The 15,139-nt window shown below is 39.2% G+C and carries 14 protein-coding genes and 1 pseudogene; 12 read left to right on the forward strand and 3 right to left on the reverse strand.

Translation table 11 applies throughout. From position 1 onward, the window contains the following. Positions 1–32: 32 nt before the first annotated feature. From lpxC to AN486_RS14990, 11 genes and pseudogenes are all read left to right on the forward strand, one after another. Entirely contained in the window at positions 33–881 is an 849-nt protein-coding gene (gene lpxC / locus AN486_RS14940; RefSeq protein WP_053540689.1) for a UDP-3-O-acyl-N-acetylglucosamine deacetylase, read from the forward strand. A 163-nt stretch (positions 882–1,044) separates the two neighbouring features. Then, positions 1,045–1,545, forward strand: a complete 501-nt coding sequence (fabZ, locus tag AN486_RS14945; protein WP_039203757.1) for a 3-hydroxyacyl-ACP dehydratase FabZ — start codon at positions 1,045–1,047, stop codon at positions 1,543–1,545. Positions 1,546–1,677: 132 nt separating this feature from the next. Then, on the forward strand, positions 1,678–2,493 hold the full coding sequence (gene lpxA, locus AN486_RS14950; protein WP_053541378.1) for an acyl-ACP--UDP-N-acetylglucosamine O-acyltransferase: 816 nt from the start codon (positions 1,678–1,680) through the stop codon (positions 2,491–2,493). Between the two features lie 222 nt (positions 2,494–2,715). Then, positions 2,716–3,882, forward strand: coding sequence for a lipid-A-disaccharide synthase (gene lpxB / locus AN486_RS14955; RefSeq protein ID WP_053540688.1), 1,167 nt, complete (start codon positions 2,716–2,718; stop codon positions 3,880–3,882). A gap of 200 nt (positions 3,883–4,082) precedes the next feature. Further along, a pseudogene (locus AN486_RS14960) lies at positions 4,083–4,319 on the forward strand (hypothetical protein); the annotation flags it as partial. Positions 4,320–4,385: 66 nt separating this feature from the next. Beyond that, complete coding sequence (locus AN486_RS14965; RefSeq protein ID WP_081981518.1) at positions 4,386–4,547, forward strand: four helix bundle protein; 162 nt, start codon at positions 4,386–4,388, stop codon at positions 4,545–4,547. 175 nt (positions 4,548–4,722) lie between these two features. Beyond that, positions 4,723–4,809 carry a hypothetical protein gene (locus tag AN486_RS14970; protein WP_234413436.1) on the forward strand — a complete coding sequence of 29 codons (87 nt, stop codon included), beginning with the start codon at positions 4,723–4,725 and terminating at the stop codon, positions 4,807–4,809. 398 nt (positions 4,810–5,207) lie between these two features. Beyond that, entirely contained in the window at positions 5,208–6,527 is a 1,320-nt protein-coding gene (locus AN486_RS14975; protein WP_053540687.1) for a DNA cytosine methyltransferase, read from the forward strand. A gap of 268 nt (positions 6,528–6,795) precedes the next feature. Next, positions 6,796–7,734 carry a serine hydrolase gene (locus AN486_RS14980; RefSeq protein ID WP_053540686.1) on the forward strand — a complete coding sequence of 313 codons (939 nt, stop codon included), beginning with the start codon at positions 6,796–6,798 and terminating at the stop codon, positions 7,732–7,734. Positions 7,735–7,774: 40 nt separating this feature from the next. Then, entirely contained in the window at positions 7,775–9,121 is a 1,347-nt protein-coding gene (locus AN486_RS14985; protein ID WP_190382512.1) for an N-acetylmuramoyl-L-alanine amidase, read from the forward strand. A 212-nt stretch (positions 9,122–9,333) separates the two neighbouring features. Then, on the forward strand, positions 9,334–9,993 hold the full coding sequence (locus AN486_RS14990; protein WP_190382513.1) for a rhomboid family intramembrane serine protease: 660 nt from the start codon (positions 9,334–9,336) through the stop codon (positions 9,991–9,993). 143 nt (positions 9,994–10,136) lie between these two features. Here the strand turns inward: AN486_RS14990 and AN486_RS14995 are convergent, their stop codons facing one another. Beyond that, positions 10,137–10,613, reverse strand: a complete 477-nt coding sequence (locus AN486_RS14995) for a DUF1499 domain-containing protein (protein WP_053540684.1) — start codon at positions 10,611–10,613, stop codon at positions 10,137–10,139. Positions 10,614–10,745: 132 nt separating this feature from the next. Then, entirely contained in the window at positions 10,746–12,254 is a 1,509-nt protein-coding gene (locus AN486_RS15000; protein WP_190382514.1) for a UbiD family decarboxylase, read from the reverse strand. Positions 12,255–12,432: 178 nt separating this feature from the next. On the opposite strand from AN486_RS15000, the gene AN486_RS15005 reads away from it, so the two are divergent. Further along, positions 12,433–13,800 carry a hypothetical protein gene (locus AN486_RS15005; protein WP_053540682.1) on the forward strand — a complete coding sequence of 456 codons (1,368 nt, stop codon included), beginning with the start codon at positions 12,433–12,435 and terminating at the stop codon, positions 13,798–13,800. A 54-nt stretch (positions 13,801–13,854) separates the two neighbouring features. Here AN486_RS15005 and AN486_RS15010 read toward each other — a convergent pair whose 3' ends face one another. After that, positions 13,855–15,108, reverse strand: a complete 1,254-nt coding sequence (locus tag AN486_RS15010; RefSeq protein WP_290601342.1) for an FGGY-family carbohydrate kinase — start codon at positions 15,106–15,108, stop codon at positions 13,855–13,857. Between the last annotated feature and the right edge of the window lie 31 nt (positions 15,109–15,139).

Raw genomic sequence — 15,139 nt, forward strand, 5'->3', positions numbered from 1 at the left:
AATAGTAACTACAATATGGGGATTGTTGGGCGATGCAACAACATACGTTAGGCGGGGAAATTACTCAGACTGGTGTGGGTTTGCATAGTGGTGTCAATACTCAGGTGAGAATATTACCTGCGCTACCGGGAAGTAACCGCTTTTTTGTGCGGGTAGATTTACCAAATTCACCTATGATTCCTGCTCAGGTTGCGGCTGTGAGTAAGACTGTGCTTTCTACTCAGTTGGGTAAGGATGAGGTCTGTGTTCGCACTGTAGAGCATTTACTGGCAGCTTTGGCGGCTATGGGGGTGGATAACGCCAGAATTGAAATTGATGGACCGGAAGTGCCACTTTTAGATGGTTCGGCGCGGATTTGGTGTGAAAGAATTGCTGAGGTGGGTTTAGTTGCTCAAATGGCGAATAATTTACCCGCACCTGTTGTGATTACTGAACCGATTTGGATTTATGAAGGTGATGCTTTTGTTTGCGCTCTACCTGCACCGGAAACTCGATTTAGCTATGGTATAGATTTTAATTTGGCGGCAATTGGTAATCAATGGCACAGTTGGTTATTAATGACCTGTTTGGAAAAGTCTGCTGCGGATTTTGCGGTGGAAATTGCACCAGCACGGACTTTTGGGTTACAGGATCAAATTGAATATCTGCAAAGGTCGGGATTAATTAAAGGTGGGAGTTTGGATAATGCTCTGGTTTGTGGGGTTCAAGGTTGGCTAAATCCCCCATTACGATTTGCAAATGAGCCAGTCCGTCATAAAATTTTGGATCTAGTAGGAGATTTAAGTTTACTGGGAACTTTCCCTGTTGCTCATTTTTTGGCGTACAAAGCTAGTCATAATTTACACATTCAACTAGCACGGAAAATTTTAGAGTTATTCTAAAATGCCTGAATTGATGGCAGTTTCCGAGAGCAAGAGAGAAACAGTAATCAAAAAGTAAGATAGTATTTATACTTTTATTTCTATTTATTGTTCTCTGTTCCCTGCTCCCTGTTCCCTGGTATACCTATTCCTAGTGTCTAATCATTCAAATAACTTACAACTAATGTCCACTATTACCGAACCTAATTCTCAGGAAGTAAATACATCAAGTGAGGATAAACAGACAATTAAAACTACCTTGACCATTGAGGAAATTCAGGAACTTTTGCCCCATCGCTATCCATTTTTACTGGTAGATCGGATTATTGATTATGTACCTGGTAAAAAGGCTGTGGGTATTAAAAATGTTACTTTTAATGAACCCCAATTTCAAGGGCATTTTCCGGGGCGATCGCTCATGCCCGGTGTGTTAATTATTGAAGCAATGGCACAAGTTGGGGGCATTGTGATGACGCAAATGCCAGCATCAAAAGGAGGACTGTTTGTATTTGCTGGTATTGATAAAGTTCGTTTTCGTCGTCAAGTTGTTCCCGGTGATCAACTGGTAATGACGGTGGAACTGTTGTGGGTAAAACAGCGTCGTTTCGGGAAAATGCAAGGACGAGCGGAAGTTGACGGACAACTAGCCGCTGAAGGAGAGCTAATGTTTTCTTTGATTAGTTAAGTCCTAACTATGATTTATTTGATTAATGTGATTGCCATGATGATCTAAATCAAAAGAATCATAGTTGAAAATCATGCGATTTCCATAATCATCTTAATCAAAAAAATCAAAAAAATCATAGTTAAAGATATGTTGAAAACACTTATTCATCCAACTGCTGTCATACATACTAGTGCGGAACTCCACCCAACAGTGCAAGTCGGTGCTTATGCTGTGATTGGAGAGAACGTCAGAGTTGGCGCAGACACTGTAATTGGCGCTCATGCTGTTCTGGAGGGACCTTGTGAAATTGGTACGGGAAATCAGATTTTCCCCGGTGCAGCTATCGGTATGCAGCCGCAGGATCTCAAGTATGTGGGAGAACCTACTTGGGTAAAAATTGGTAATAATAATTCCATTCGTGAGTATGTGACGATTAACCGCGCTACTGGTAGGGGTGAAGCGACAGTAATCGGCAATGGCAATTTATTGATGGCTTATGTTCATGTAGGTCATAATTGCGTGCTTGAGGATTCTGTCATTATTGCTAATTCTGTGGCGTTAGCAGGTCATGTACATATTGAATCGCGGGCTAGACTCAGCGGCGTTTTAGGTGTACATCAGTTTGTCCATATTGGGGGGATGTCAATGGTGGGAGGAATGACACGCATTGATAGAGATGTACCTCCTTATATGTTGGTGGAGGGAAATCCGGCAAAAGTGCGATCGCTCAATTTGGTAGGATTAAAACGTTCGGGAATGCCTGCGAGTGACTTTCAATTAATTAAAAAGGCTTTCCGTCTTCTCTATCGTTCTGAGTTTTTATTTAAAGATGCTTTGCAGGAGTTGGAAAATTTAGGAGATACAGAAGAATTAAAACATCTTCGCCGTTTCTTGTTACTTTCCCAAATGTCGGGAAGACGAGGTTTAATTCCCGGAAAAGGTAAAAAATCCGTCAGTGATGAATAGATATAGGGGCGGGGTTTACCCGTCCTCAAATTTTACTCTGTTTTTGTCGCCAGAATATAAATTGAATGAACCACGTTCGCGGAGCGTCCCGAAGGGATAGAAGCGAAGAACACGAAGGAAGAAGAAGAAGAAGAAGAAGAAAATAGGTAATTTGTAAGGGGGAATGGGGTAGGAAAGGACATGAAAATCTAAAATCTAAAATCTAATATCTAATATCTAAAAATGCGAATATTTATTAGCACTGGCGAAGTTTCTGGAGATCTACAGGGTTCGCTATTAATTAAGGCACTTCAACGCCAAGCTGTTGCGGCGGGGTTGACATTAGAAATTATTGCCTTGGGTGGAGATAAAATGGCGGAAGCCGGGGCAAGAATTTTGGGTAATACCAGCGGTATTGGTTCAATGGGTTTGATTGAGTCTTTGCCTTATGTTATTCCTACTTTAAGAGTACAACGGCAAGCGATCGCTCACTTGAAGAAAAATCCCCCGGATTTAGTCGTCCTCATTGACTATATGGGTCCAAATTTGGGCATTGGTACATTCATGAAGGAAAATTTGCCTGATGTGCCTGTGGCTTATTATATCGCTCCTCAAGAGTGGGTATGGTCTATGAGTTTTCAGAATACTAACCGCATTGTTGGTTTTACAGATAAACTATTAGCAATTTTCCCGGAAGAAGCCCGATATTATCAACAAAATGGGGCAAATGTTTCTTGGGTAGGACATCCTTTAATTGATAGAATGGCAAATGCGCCTAGTCGGACAACTGCGAGGGAGAAATTAGGAGTTAAAGTAGAAGAAATAGCGATCGCACTTTTACCAGCTTCCCGTCATCAAGAATTAAAATATCTTCTACCAATAATTTTTCAAGCCGCCCAAAACATCCAATCTAAACTACCAAATGTCCATTTTTGGATTCCTCTATCCTTGGAAACATTTAGAGAACCAATTACAGCCGCAATTCAAGAATATGGGTTAAAAGCTACAATAGTATCAAGTCAACAACAAGGCGTTCAAGATATTTTAGCAGCGGCTGATTTTGCTATTAATAAGTCGGGAACAGTGAATTTAGAATTAGCATTATTAAATGTTCCCCAAGTTGTAGTTTATCGGCTTCATCCTCTTACAGCTTGGATTGCGCGTCATATTCTTAAAGGTTCAATTCCTTTTGCTTCTCCAGTCAATTTAGTTGTCATGCGGGAAATTGTCCCAGAATTCTTGCAAGAACAAGCCACAGCCGAGAATATTACCAAAGCAGCAATGGAATTGTTGTTAAATCCTGAAAAAAGACAACAAACTTTCACAGCTTATCAAGAAATGCGCCATTGTTTGGGAGAATTGGGAGTGTGCGATCGTACAGCTAAAGAAATACTAGAAATGTACATTTAATTAAAATGACTCGTTTTATCCATGACCAATTCGCAAAAGATTACCTAGAAGAACTACTAAAAGCTTAGAGGATGTTTTAAAAGTGGTATTCCGTAATTTTCATCACATTGCTACCCCCCCTTTACAAGGAGAAAAACAATAAAAATCCAGTTCCCTCCCCTTTACAAGCTTTACAAGGGGAGGGTTAGGGAGGGGTAAAAATATTTGATACATCAACCATAACTTTTCAAACACCCTCTTATGGAAAAGTTGAAGCACCCAGTCGTGTAGCTGGAGAAGTCCGAGAAATAGATGTATTATTTACACCATTCCCAGAACAAAACGCCAATTTAGAATCATGAGGATTACTGGGAAAATTAGCCACAACACCCGCTATATTTGAACCATACCGTAATCCAGCATCAAAGGAAGAAATATGTGATTGTCTGTTAAAATTACGGCTCTACCGGACTTAGTATGCTAAACTGGAGGGAACAGGGAAGAGGGAACAGGGAACAGGAAGAATGTCAGATATTAATGACTTTAAAGACTTAATAATTTGGCAAAAAGGAATGGATATTGCTCAAAGATGCTATTTCCTCACTAAACTTTTTCCCAAAGATGAGTTATATGGTATGGTTCAACAAATTAGGGACTTCCAAATAAAAAAATACTCAACCACCTAACGCAAAAATCTCTCAAACCCTTATTCCTCTGTGTCCTCTGCGCCTCTGTGGTTCGTTAATCAGGATAATTTATTTCTTGGAAGTCCCTTAGAAGAAGTGCTGTATCTATTCGGTGCTAATATATCTCTTATGATATGGACGAAGATATAGAGGAGAATATATAAGATTTTTAAACATAGCTCAAGGGTCAGTTAATGAATTAGAAACTCATCTAATTTTATCGAACAGAATTCAGGAGTCACCGAGTCAGAATTCAGAATGAATTCTGTGCGAGTGGCGGATGAATAACTGGGTTTAAGACCCCCACCAAATCTACGATTTGGTGGTCTTTAATCAGTCGCAGGTTTGAATCCTCGACTGATTGATTCTGACTCCTGGCTACTGACTCGGTGACTCCTTCTTCAACTCACCGAGTAGGATTATGTTCAGAAAAAGATGTAGAAATGATTCTTAATTTATTAAAAGAAGAAAGCAGAATGATTATTAGTCTTATTAAAAAACTAGAAAATTAAAATTTTTCCCCTGTTCCCTTCTCTCAATTTCTCGGTTTAGCATAACAAGTACCGAAGAGCCAAATCGCCCAAACCCTCTTCAATCTTGCCTTTTGCCTTGTCATAACGACGATTTTCAATGCTAACCTACTTAACTCATAACTAAATAATGACCAAAAAACGACCAATTGCAGTTGATTTATTTGCAGGTGCAGGTGGCATGACTTTAGGCTTTGAACAAGCTGGTTTTGATGTCCTAGCATCTGTGGAAATAGATCCAATTCATTGTGCAATTCATCAATTTAACTTTCCCTTTTGGACTGTGTTATGCAAAAGTGTGGAAGAAACAACAGGGAAGGAAATTCGGAATAGTTCTCAAATTGCTAATCAAGAAATTGATGTAGTATTTGGTGGTCCACCTTGTCAAGGTTTCTCATTAATGGGAAAACGTTCTTTTGATGATCCAAGAAACTCTTTAGTTTTCCATTTTATTAGATTAGTTGTAGAATTACAACCCAAGTTTTTTGTATTGGAAAATGTCAAAGGAATGACAGTCGGGAAACACAAAGAATTTATTGCTGAAATCATTAGTCAATTTTCCGAAAGTGGTTATCAAGTTAATGCAAATTACCAAGTTTTAAATGCAGCTAATTATGGAGTACCCCAAAATCGAGAAAGGTTATTTTTACTAGGTGCGCGTGAAGATTTAGAATTACCTAAATATCCAGAAAAAATCACATTCCCAGCAAAATCCAATCAATCTTCCGAAACTAAGTTAGTCTTAACTCCTACAGTTTGGGAAGCATTACAAGATTTACCAGTCATAGAAAACTATCCAGAACTATATCAACAAGATTGGATATTTACAGAGTTTGCTAAACCTAGTAACTATGCTAAAAACCTGCGTAATCTTCCAACTGCAAAAAACAAATATTCCTACAAACGTCAATATGATCCTACTTTACTAACATCAAGTTTAAGAAGTAAGCATTCGACCGAATCTATGGATAGATTTGCATCCACACCACATGGTAAAATCGAATCAATCAGTCGTTTTCATAAACTTGATCCTGATGGTTTTTGTAATACCTTAAGAGCCGGAACACCTAGTAATAAAGGTGCATTTACTTCACCTCGTCCCATACATCCTTTTATCCCCAGATGTATTACTGTTAGGGAAGCTGCGCGGTTACATTCCTATCCTGACTGGTTTCGATTTCATCCGACAAAATGGCATGGTTTTAGACAAATTGGTAATTCTGTTCCCCCGCTTTTAGCACAAGCAGTCGCAGAGGAAATTATTAAATTTTTAGATATCAAATCTTCTGATAGTGCAAAAGTGACAAAAACCATACCTCAAGGTATTAAAGATTTAGGGGATATTAGTTTATTAACACTTGATATGTCAGCAGCAGCGAAATACTTTGGAGTGAACCCTGATGTTATAGAACCGAGAACCAGAAAAAATGAATTTTTAGAATTTAGGTAATACAGCAAATTGTATCAATATCACCAATTATTTATAGCCATACTCCTGACTGGGCGCAGGCCCTGCGCCCCTACCTCCTGATAGCGTAGCGTGGCGTTAGCCATACTTCTAACCCTCACAGATAACTATAAAATATTGTTAAATCAAATGCCATGATAAATTACCTGAAATTAGCCTAATCATAATTATTACCTCAGTAATTATACAGATAATGATAGGATTGAGTCCAGAACCTAAACTCCCAATACCATAAGGAAATTATTTACAAATGATTTTTTTTAATCAAGACCAACAACTAGAAAATATCGGTAATCAAATTTTAGAGGCAACTTGGGCAGAGTTTCCAACTTTAGCATCTCATCAAATTGCTTTCACTTGGGTGGTATATGATCCTCCCGCACCAGTGAATACGGGTGGTGCGCTGACTCCTAACGCTTTTTGGGAACATCCGGTGCGGGGTTTTAGCTATCGGGGGGGAGAACGGATTTATCCTGCGAGTGTGGTGAAGTTATTTTATTTGGTGGTGGTGCAAGAATGGCTAGAGAAAGGAATGAGTCATGCTTCGGGAGAGTTAGACCGGGCTTTGAAGGATATGATAGTTGATTCTAGCAACGATGCGACTAGTTTAATTGTTGATATCATCAGTGGAACTACTTCTGGTCCTCAGTTAAGTCCTGGCCCTTTTGAAACTTGGAAATATCAACGTAATATTATTAATCGTTATTACCAGTCTTTGGGGTGGGAGGAAATGAAGGCGGTTAATGTCTGTCAAAAAACTTGGGGTGATGGTCCTTATGGACGGGAAAGGGCTTTTTATGGGGAGATGTTTGAAAATCGGAATATGCTGACGACGGATGCGACTGCGAGATTATTACATAGTATCGTGGGTGGGGTGACGGTTTCTAGTGAGCGATCGCAATCTATGATGAATTTACTCAAACGCAGTATTAAGCCAGAAGAGTTAAGCCAAGATGGCGATGAGAACCAAGTTACAGGCTTCTTAGGGGGTGGATTACCTCAAAATAGTCAAATCTGGTCAAAAGCAGGTTGGACAAGTACAGTCCGTCATGATGCGGCTTATATTGAATTACCAGATCAGCGCCCTTATCTGTTGGTGGTGTTTACGGAAGGGAAAGAGCAAGCTAAGAGTCGGGAAATTTTACCTTTTGTGTCTAGAAGAATTGCAGAAGCGATCGCTAATTTATAGAATTGCAATTGCTGGGACTTAACAACGGAAATAGGTAAAAATGGGACGGATTTTTATTTCTGCGGCACATGGTGGCACAGAAGCGGGTAAAAATGACCCCGGTGCGATCGCTGGTGGCACAACGGAAGCAAAGGAAATGATTCTTTTGCGGGATTTAGTGGTGATAGAACTGCGGACCCGGAATTTAGAAGTTTTAGCTGTTCCTGACGATTTAAGTGCGGCTCAAACTATTGCCTGGATTAATGCTCGTGCTAATGCCAAAGATGTAGCCCTAGAAATTCAAGCCAATGCGGCCAATAGTCCATCTGTGCGGGGAGCAAGTGCATTTTATATTGCCAAAAACGATCAGCGCAAGCAAAATGGAGAAATGTTATTAACGGCACTTTTGCGCCGTGTCCCCCAATTACCCAATCGCGGAGTAAAACCAGATACAGATAGTGGCTTGGGTAATTTGCAATTTTGTCGTCAAACAGCGATCGCCGCCATATTACTACAAGTCGGTTTCCTCAGCAGTCCCGAAGATCGGGCTTTATTACAAAGTCGTCGTCGTGATTTTGCGATCGGAATTGCCGAAGGACTAACTACTTGGAGTCAAGCAAATGATCCTCAGCAACCAACAACCGAAAATTATCCCAGCATTAACATCAATATCAATGGACAAAATTACTTAGAACAAGGACTATTAATTAATGGTAATGCTTACATCCCCATTGATTTAGTAGATCGTTTACGGATTGATATTTCAAAATTAACTAATTTACGCCGGATTACCTATCGGCAAATAGTTTATATCAAAGCCATAGAACTTCGAGAATCTCATATTTCTATTGATTGGGATAGTGCCTCACGCACAGTCAGATTACGTTCAATTTCAACAGTTTGTCCCGGACAAATTGAACAACTTATCTCCAATGGCAACACATCAGAAATACAATTACAATCATTTCTAAAAATCAATAATGAAAGTGCCATTACCCAATTTCCTGACCTTCCCAAACTATATCGAGAAGAAGCAACCATTGAAGGCATAAATCATGACATTGCTTTTTGTCAAATGTGTCTAGAAACTGGATTTTTACGTTTTGGAACTGACATCAAACCCCAACAAAATAACTTTGCCGGTTTGGGTGCAGTTGGTGGTGGTGCTGAAGGAGCATCATTTCCCAGCGCGAGAATTGGTGTCAGAGCGCATATTCAACATTTAAAAGCCTATGCCAGTTTAGAACCTTTAGTCCAGCCAGAAGTAGATCCGCGATTTCGTTTTGTTACCAGAGGTGTTGCTCAGTCAGTTAATCAATTATCAGGGCGCTGGTCTGCGGATTTAGACTACGGAATAAAAATTACAGCTATTATCAGAAGACTCTATGAATCAGCAAATCTTTTGTAATTAGGTAACAGGGATTAGGTAATATAGGATCACTTGAATAAGATACATCTTAGCCCCCTCATCGCTTGCGGGTTGGGGGTGGGGTTCTTATATCTCACTCAACCGATAAGCACTATAGGATAAAAATATTCTTTATTCTTCATTTTTCCTTCCTGACTCCCAACTACTGACTCCTGTTATAGTGATATTAATAATGATTAGGAACAATATTTGTGTTTCCCCTCTACGATGAAAACCCAACCCGAATTACGCCATATTTTACCTATGGTTTAATTGGCATGAATATTCTAGTTTTTCTCCACGAAATCAGTTTGTCAAATCTGCAACTAGAACAGTTTTTTCAATTGTATGCGGTAATACCGCAAGAATTAACCATCAATTGGAGTGGAGAGTGGACAACCTTATTTACCTCACAATTTTTGCATGGAGGTTGGTGGCACTTAATATCCAATATGGTCTATCTGTGGGTATTTGGTAACAATATTGAAGACCGCTTAGGGCATTTTAAATATCTATTGTTTTATTTAACCTGTGGTGCTATAGCTGCTTTATGTCAATGGTTTATTGGTATGTACTCCACTATTCCTTCCTTGGGTGCAAGTGGGGCGATTTCTGGAGTTTTAGGTGCATACTTAATCTGGTTTCCCCACGCAAGAATTACCACATTAGTCTTCCTCGGTTTTTTCATCACCACAATTAATATTCCTGCATTAGTAGTTATTGGTATTTTCTTTATACAAAATCTTATCGCTGGTTTTGCCAGTCTCCAAGCAGCAGCTAAAATGAGTGTAGAAACGGGAGGAGTCGCTTATTGGGCGCATCTTGGAGGTTTTGTTGTGGGAAGTATTTTCGCCCTGGGAAATAGAGAATAGAGAATTGGTCATTGGTCATTAGTAATAAAATCTCTATTCTCATCCTGTTAATCCTAAAATCCTGGAACTTCTGATTCAGACAACATCCTCATCCTGTTAATCCTTAAATCCTGGAAATCCTGATTCAGACAAATTAAATTACATTAAATATTCAAATCCCGTAAAGCTAACCGAATTTGTTCTAAGCGTCTGCGGTTGACACCAAAATCAGAATCTCCTACACGAGATGCAGAACGGATATGAATAACTGACTTATCGCTAGGAAAATAAAACTCCACATCATCAACAAACTTGAAAATGCGACTTTTAGAAATTGCATGAATATAATTATCTGTTTGTGATACAATTGTGGTGCGGGGAACAACAGTGAGAACTTTTAGTAAAGTTTCTCTGGCTTTATCTCGTTCTATATGATAGGTAATCGGCTCAATAGCGTGTTTAGCATCAGCATTTTGACTGACAACACAATTAGGAGAAACTGGACAAGGACTAAGACTAGCTGACTCAATTCCTAAGCTTGAAGCTGAAGCAGTTGCAGGAATTATAAAACTCAGGATCAACGTTAGGAATATTGAGACAATAATCTTTTGTAGTTGAGCGATCGCTGTTAAATTCGACATAATCAGTTAATTCTTATATTTTGTGATTTTCTGTATATTATCAGCTTTCTATACATTATCATCAAATTAGGTTTTTCAGATTTTCCATCTTCAAATCACACTCCCCTCCTGATAAAGAAGGGAGTGTGGGTATTACTTCATATCGTAACCAAATAGATTAGGATCAACTTCTCCTAATTGTAAATCTGCTAAACCATATTCTTGCCAACGTCTTTCTACCATTTCCGCAACATTGGGATCTGATTTTAATGGTTCACCCCATTCATGTTCTGTTTCTGGAGGAATCTTTGTAGTGGCATCTATACCCATTCTCCCACCTAAACCAAGTTTTTCACTAGCAAAATCTAAAGTATCAAAGGGAGTATTTGGTAATATAAATACGTCTCTGGTAGGATCAACTTTGGAACTGATCGCCCAAACCACTTGACGGGGATCACGAACATTGATATCTTTATCAACAACAATCACAAATTTCGTATAGGTGAATTGTGGTAACGCACTCCAAAAGGCTAAAGCTGCTCGCCGTGCTTGTCCAGGATAGGCTTTATCTATGGAAATAATTGCGGCTTTGTAACTTAACGCTTCCATTGGCAGGAAGAAATCAACTATTTCTGATACTTGTTGCCGTAAAATAGGGGTGTAAATCCGGTTAAGTGCGATCGCCATCATGGCTTCTTCTTTTGGTGGCAACCCGCTAAATGTGGTAAGATAAATGGGATTTTTGCGGTGTGTCATACACTGAAACCGCACCAAAGGGGAATCCTCCACACCGCCATAATATCCCATGTGGTCGCCAAAGGGTCCATCCGGTAAAACTTCCCCCGGTGTAATTGTCCCTTCTAAAACAAATTCGGAATCTGCGGGAACTTCCAAATCTACAGTTTTACACCTGGCTAAGTTGACTCCCGAACCGCCATACAATCCAGCAAATAACCATTCTGATAAATCTACAGGAATGGGTGTGGCTGCTGCCATAATGATTAAAGGATCTACACCCAGAGCGATCGCTACTTCTAACTTTTTACCACGTTCTGCCGCTTTGCGTAAATGTCTCGCACCACCCCGCACCGATAGCCAATGTACAGTCATAGTATTATTAGACTGTAACTGTAAACGATATACGCCTACATTGGGGATTCCCGTCTCACAATCCTTAGTAATTACCAATCCTAGCGTAATAATCTTACCAGCATCTCCCGGATAAGGACGTATTAAAGGTAACTTATTTAAATCTAAATCATTTCCAGCAACTACCACCTGTTGACAAGGCGGAAAAAAGTCCCTTCCCGGTTTAGCTTTCACCACGTCAAACAGCACTTTACCAAAATCTATAGCTTGGGAAATCTTTTTCGGTGGTTTGGGTTGCTGAAGCATACTTAGCTTCTTTCCCAGGGTTTCCAACTCCTCTGGTTTTTCCATGTTCATCGCCCAGCATATCCTTTCCACAGTCCCCATTAAGTTAACTGCGACGGGAAAAGATGCACCTTTGACATTCTCGAATAGTAAGCCTGGACCACCTTTTTGCAGCATTCGGTTGGAAATCTCCGCAATTTCCATATCTGGATCAACCAAAGCTGAAATTCGCTTCAATTGCCCTCTTTCTTCTAGAATTTTAATGAATCCTCGTAAATCTCGCGCCATTGTTTTGTTTTAATTATGAAGAATTGTAAAGCTATTTTTATTTTAGTCTTGATTTGGATAAGTTGACTTTTTAGTACAAATATACTATATTGAGGAAAAGAGGGATTTTTCCCACGCAGAGACGCAGAGGCGCAGAGAGGGAAATCCGGTCTTTAATTGATAAAAGTTAGGGGGTTTTATGTCGAAGTTAAATCACCAAATTTCTCTGTTAGAACTTATCCAAATTTTATCTGAATATCGTCAACATATCATTTTGAATTTACATAAATTAAAGGAAAATTACCAGCGAACTCGTATTAAACGGGTGAAGGGTGTTAGAGATATTAATGGCGATTTGATCAGTCCTGAATTACAAAGTGAAGATATTTATGCTGGTGATTTTGTGCAAATGGGTGTATTTGCTATAAATCGCAATACTGCTACTATTAATATGTTAGTGAAGCGGAAAGTTAAACTGGTAAAGGCGGAAGATCATACCCCTATTATTGAGATTGCAGGGTTACTGGCTCATGATTTGCATAATTTCAATAATTATACCATTGTCAAAGATGGTAAAGTTCATATTTCGGCTTTAAATATTAAAATCAGCAACAAGAAAGTATTTGATTTATTGCAATCTAAAGGCGTAATTACTGCTGATAAGTTTGAATTTGATTGTGAATATCAAATTCAATTAGATAATTTACCATTAGTTCCTGTTAATATCAATTTTGGCAATATTGATGGGTTATTTACGCAATTAGCAGAAATCAAGGTGATTACGAGCATTCTGTCTGCTTGCTTACGTCATCAATCAGAATTATTTGTGAGTAACCAAGTAGAGGAATTAAAACAACATTATTTATCGAAAAATCTCTATCTGAATTTTCCTACCACTCAGGAATATTCAGATCCAATTGATTCTCATATTAGTCATAAAATTGAGTTTGGTAATCAGGATATTCTCAACTTGAGTAAATTATATGCTGCTAACCAGTTTTTAGGGCGAAGATATGAAGTTTACGACCAAGAAACTGGCGAGATTTTCCTGAAACCAACTTTGGAAATGGTGTTAAATCAAAATATCGCTTTTCGACAAAAAGCAATTTCTTCAAGAATGAAACTAACTAAAGTTGATGATTTGATGAAACCCATTTTCGATGACTTTCTGGGAATCAATATCAATGGAAAAGTAGGAGAAATTCTCGGCAAAGTTGGTGAGCATAATTTGGCATTATTATTATATACTCAACACGCTCATAAATCTGTCAATAGAGAAGAGTTAATTGCAGCTATGACGACAGCTTATAAAAAGTTAGTAGCTTATGTTGAGCAAATTTACCAAGAAAAGATTTCTCCTATGGTGTTTTATATTGGTTCGACAGGACTCTTACCAAATAAAATCTCAGCTACAGCGTTAACTGCTGATGAATTAGCGGCTAAATATCCCCATTTGCAATTTTCTAAAAATGAACAATCAGGAACATTTTTTGAAGTAGGAAATACTATTATTAGCATTTACCCGCAAACAGAATATTACAGTAAAAATTCATTAGCTGTTAGTTAGTTCATAAACTAAGATCCCCGACTTCTTTAAGAAGTCGGGGATCTGAATCTTCAACTAAATCTGTACTTTTCCCATTGCTAAAAGTGCTGTTCCATAAGCTGCTTCCCTATGAATTGATGAAACAACTGGTACTTTTAAATAACGTTGACGAATAGCTGTCCAAACGGAATTAGTCGCACCACCACCAGCAGTATAAATATGGGTTAAAGAATCTGCACCTAGATTTTGTAATAGTTCATATCCTCTAGTTTCTATTCTCGCCATACTTTCTAATAAACCATGTAGAAATTCTTTATTTTGATCGGGACGCGGTTCTAGTCTGGGTAATAATTGGGGATCATTAATGGGAAAGCGATCGCCTGGTTTCAATAATGGGTAATAATCTAACTCACTGGGTTGAGTTGGATCAATTTCCGCGCTTAACCTCACTAACTCAACATTGCTGAAAAAATGCTTTAAAACAGCACCTCCTGTATTAGAAGCACCTCCAGTTAGCCACAAATCACCTAAACGATGGCTATAAATTCCATATCGCGCATCTTCAATTCTTTGACGACTTAAAAGTTTTAGCACTAAAGTTGAACCCAGCGAAGTTACCGCTTCCCCCGGAAATTTAGCTCCACTGGCTAGAAAAGCCGCAATACTATCTGTTGTGCCAGCAACCACCAAACAATCGCCTTTAAAGCCAAAATCAGCCGCAATCCTGGGAAGTAATTCACCAATAGCAGTTCCCGGTGTTAACACTTGTGGTAACTGGAAGGGAATTTCTAACTGTTCCAACCATTCTGGATATTGCAATTTTTCTACATCATAACCTAGCTTCAAAGCGTTATGGTAATCGCTAATACCTAACTTTCCATGCAAAAGAAACCCCAGCCAATCGGCTTGATGTAGTAAATATCTGGCTTTTGCAAAATCAGGTAATGCTTGCATCCAGAGTAGTTTCGCTAGACTAGATGTAGCACTTAACACAGTGTGATTAGCTGGAGCAACCCGACTCAACCGTTCTAAAGCCGCCGCACCCCGACCATCGTTGTACAATAGCGGCGCGTCTACAGGCTCTCCAGCCCCATCAGTCAGCAAAATAGTAGAAGAAGTCCCATTAATAGCGATCGCCCCGATTTCCCCCCTTAAAGCCTCCGGAATTTGCCCTAATAGACTCCATAAAGCCTCTCGCCAACATTTTACCCAATCAATAGTCTCAACCAGCCAATAATGACGCATTTCCGACAAAACGCAACCTTCTTCATCAATTACCACACCCCGTGCGCCAGAAGTGCCAAAATCAATACCCAGGGATAAAGTCATAAATTCAGGGGAGTTGGGGGAGTTGGGGGAG

It is taken from the genome of Anabaena sp. AL93 (genome assembly GCF_001672085.1).
Taxonomy (GTDB): domain Bacteria; phylum Cyanobacteriota; class Cyanobacteriia; order Cyanobacteriales; family Nostocaceae; genus Dolichospermum; species Dolichospermum heterosporum.

What these genes read in the sequence shown, in the direction of transcription:
- AN486_RS15010 (WP_290601342.1), bottom strand. Translation starts at nt 15,108, where the DNA reads ATGACTTTATCCCTGGGTATTGATTTTGGCACTTCTGGCGCACGGGGT.
- AN486_RS14975 (WP_053540687.1), top strand. Translation starts at nt 5,208, where the DNA reads ATGACCAAAAAACGACCAATTGCAGTTGATTTATTTGCAGGTGCAGGT.
- lpxB (WP_053540688.1), top strand. Translation starts at nt 2,716, where the DNA reads ATGCGAATATTTATTAGCACTGGCGAAGTTTCTGGAGATCTACAGGGT.
- AN486_RS14985 (WP_190382512.1), top strand. Translation starts at nt 7,775, where the DNA reads ATGGGACGGATTTTTATTTCTGCGGCACATGGTGGCACAGAAGCGGGT.
- fabZ (WP_039203757.1), top strand. Translation starts at nt 1,045, where the DNA reads ATGTCCACTATTACCGAACCTAATTCTCAGGAAGTAAATACATCAAGT.
- AN486_RS14980 (WP_053540686.1), top strand. Translation starts at nt 6,796, where the DNA reads ATGATTTTTTTTAATCAAGACCAACAACTAGAAAATATCGGTAATCAA.
- AN486_RS15000 (WP_190382514.1), bottom strand. Translation starts at nt 12,254, where the DNA reads ATGGCGCGAGATTTACGAGGATTCATTAAAATTCTAGAAGAAAGAGGG.
- AN486_RS14995 (WP_053540684.1), bottom strand. Translation starts at nt 10,613, where the DNA reads ATGTCGAATTTAACAGCGATCGCTCAACTACAAAAGATTATTGTCTCA.
- AN486_RS14965 (WP_081981518.1), top strand. Translation starts at nt 4,386, where the DNA reads ATGTCAGATATTAATGACTTTAAAGACTTAATAATTTGGCAAAAAGGA.
- lpxC (WP_053540689.1), top strand. Translation starts at nt 33, where the DNA reads ATGCAACAACATACGTTAGGCGGGGAAATTACTCAGACTGGTGTGGGT.
- AN486_RS15005 (WP_053540682.1), top strand. Translation starts at nt 12,433, where the DNA reads ATGTCGAAGTTAAATCACCAAATTTCTCTGTTAGAACTTATCCAAATT.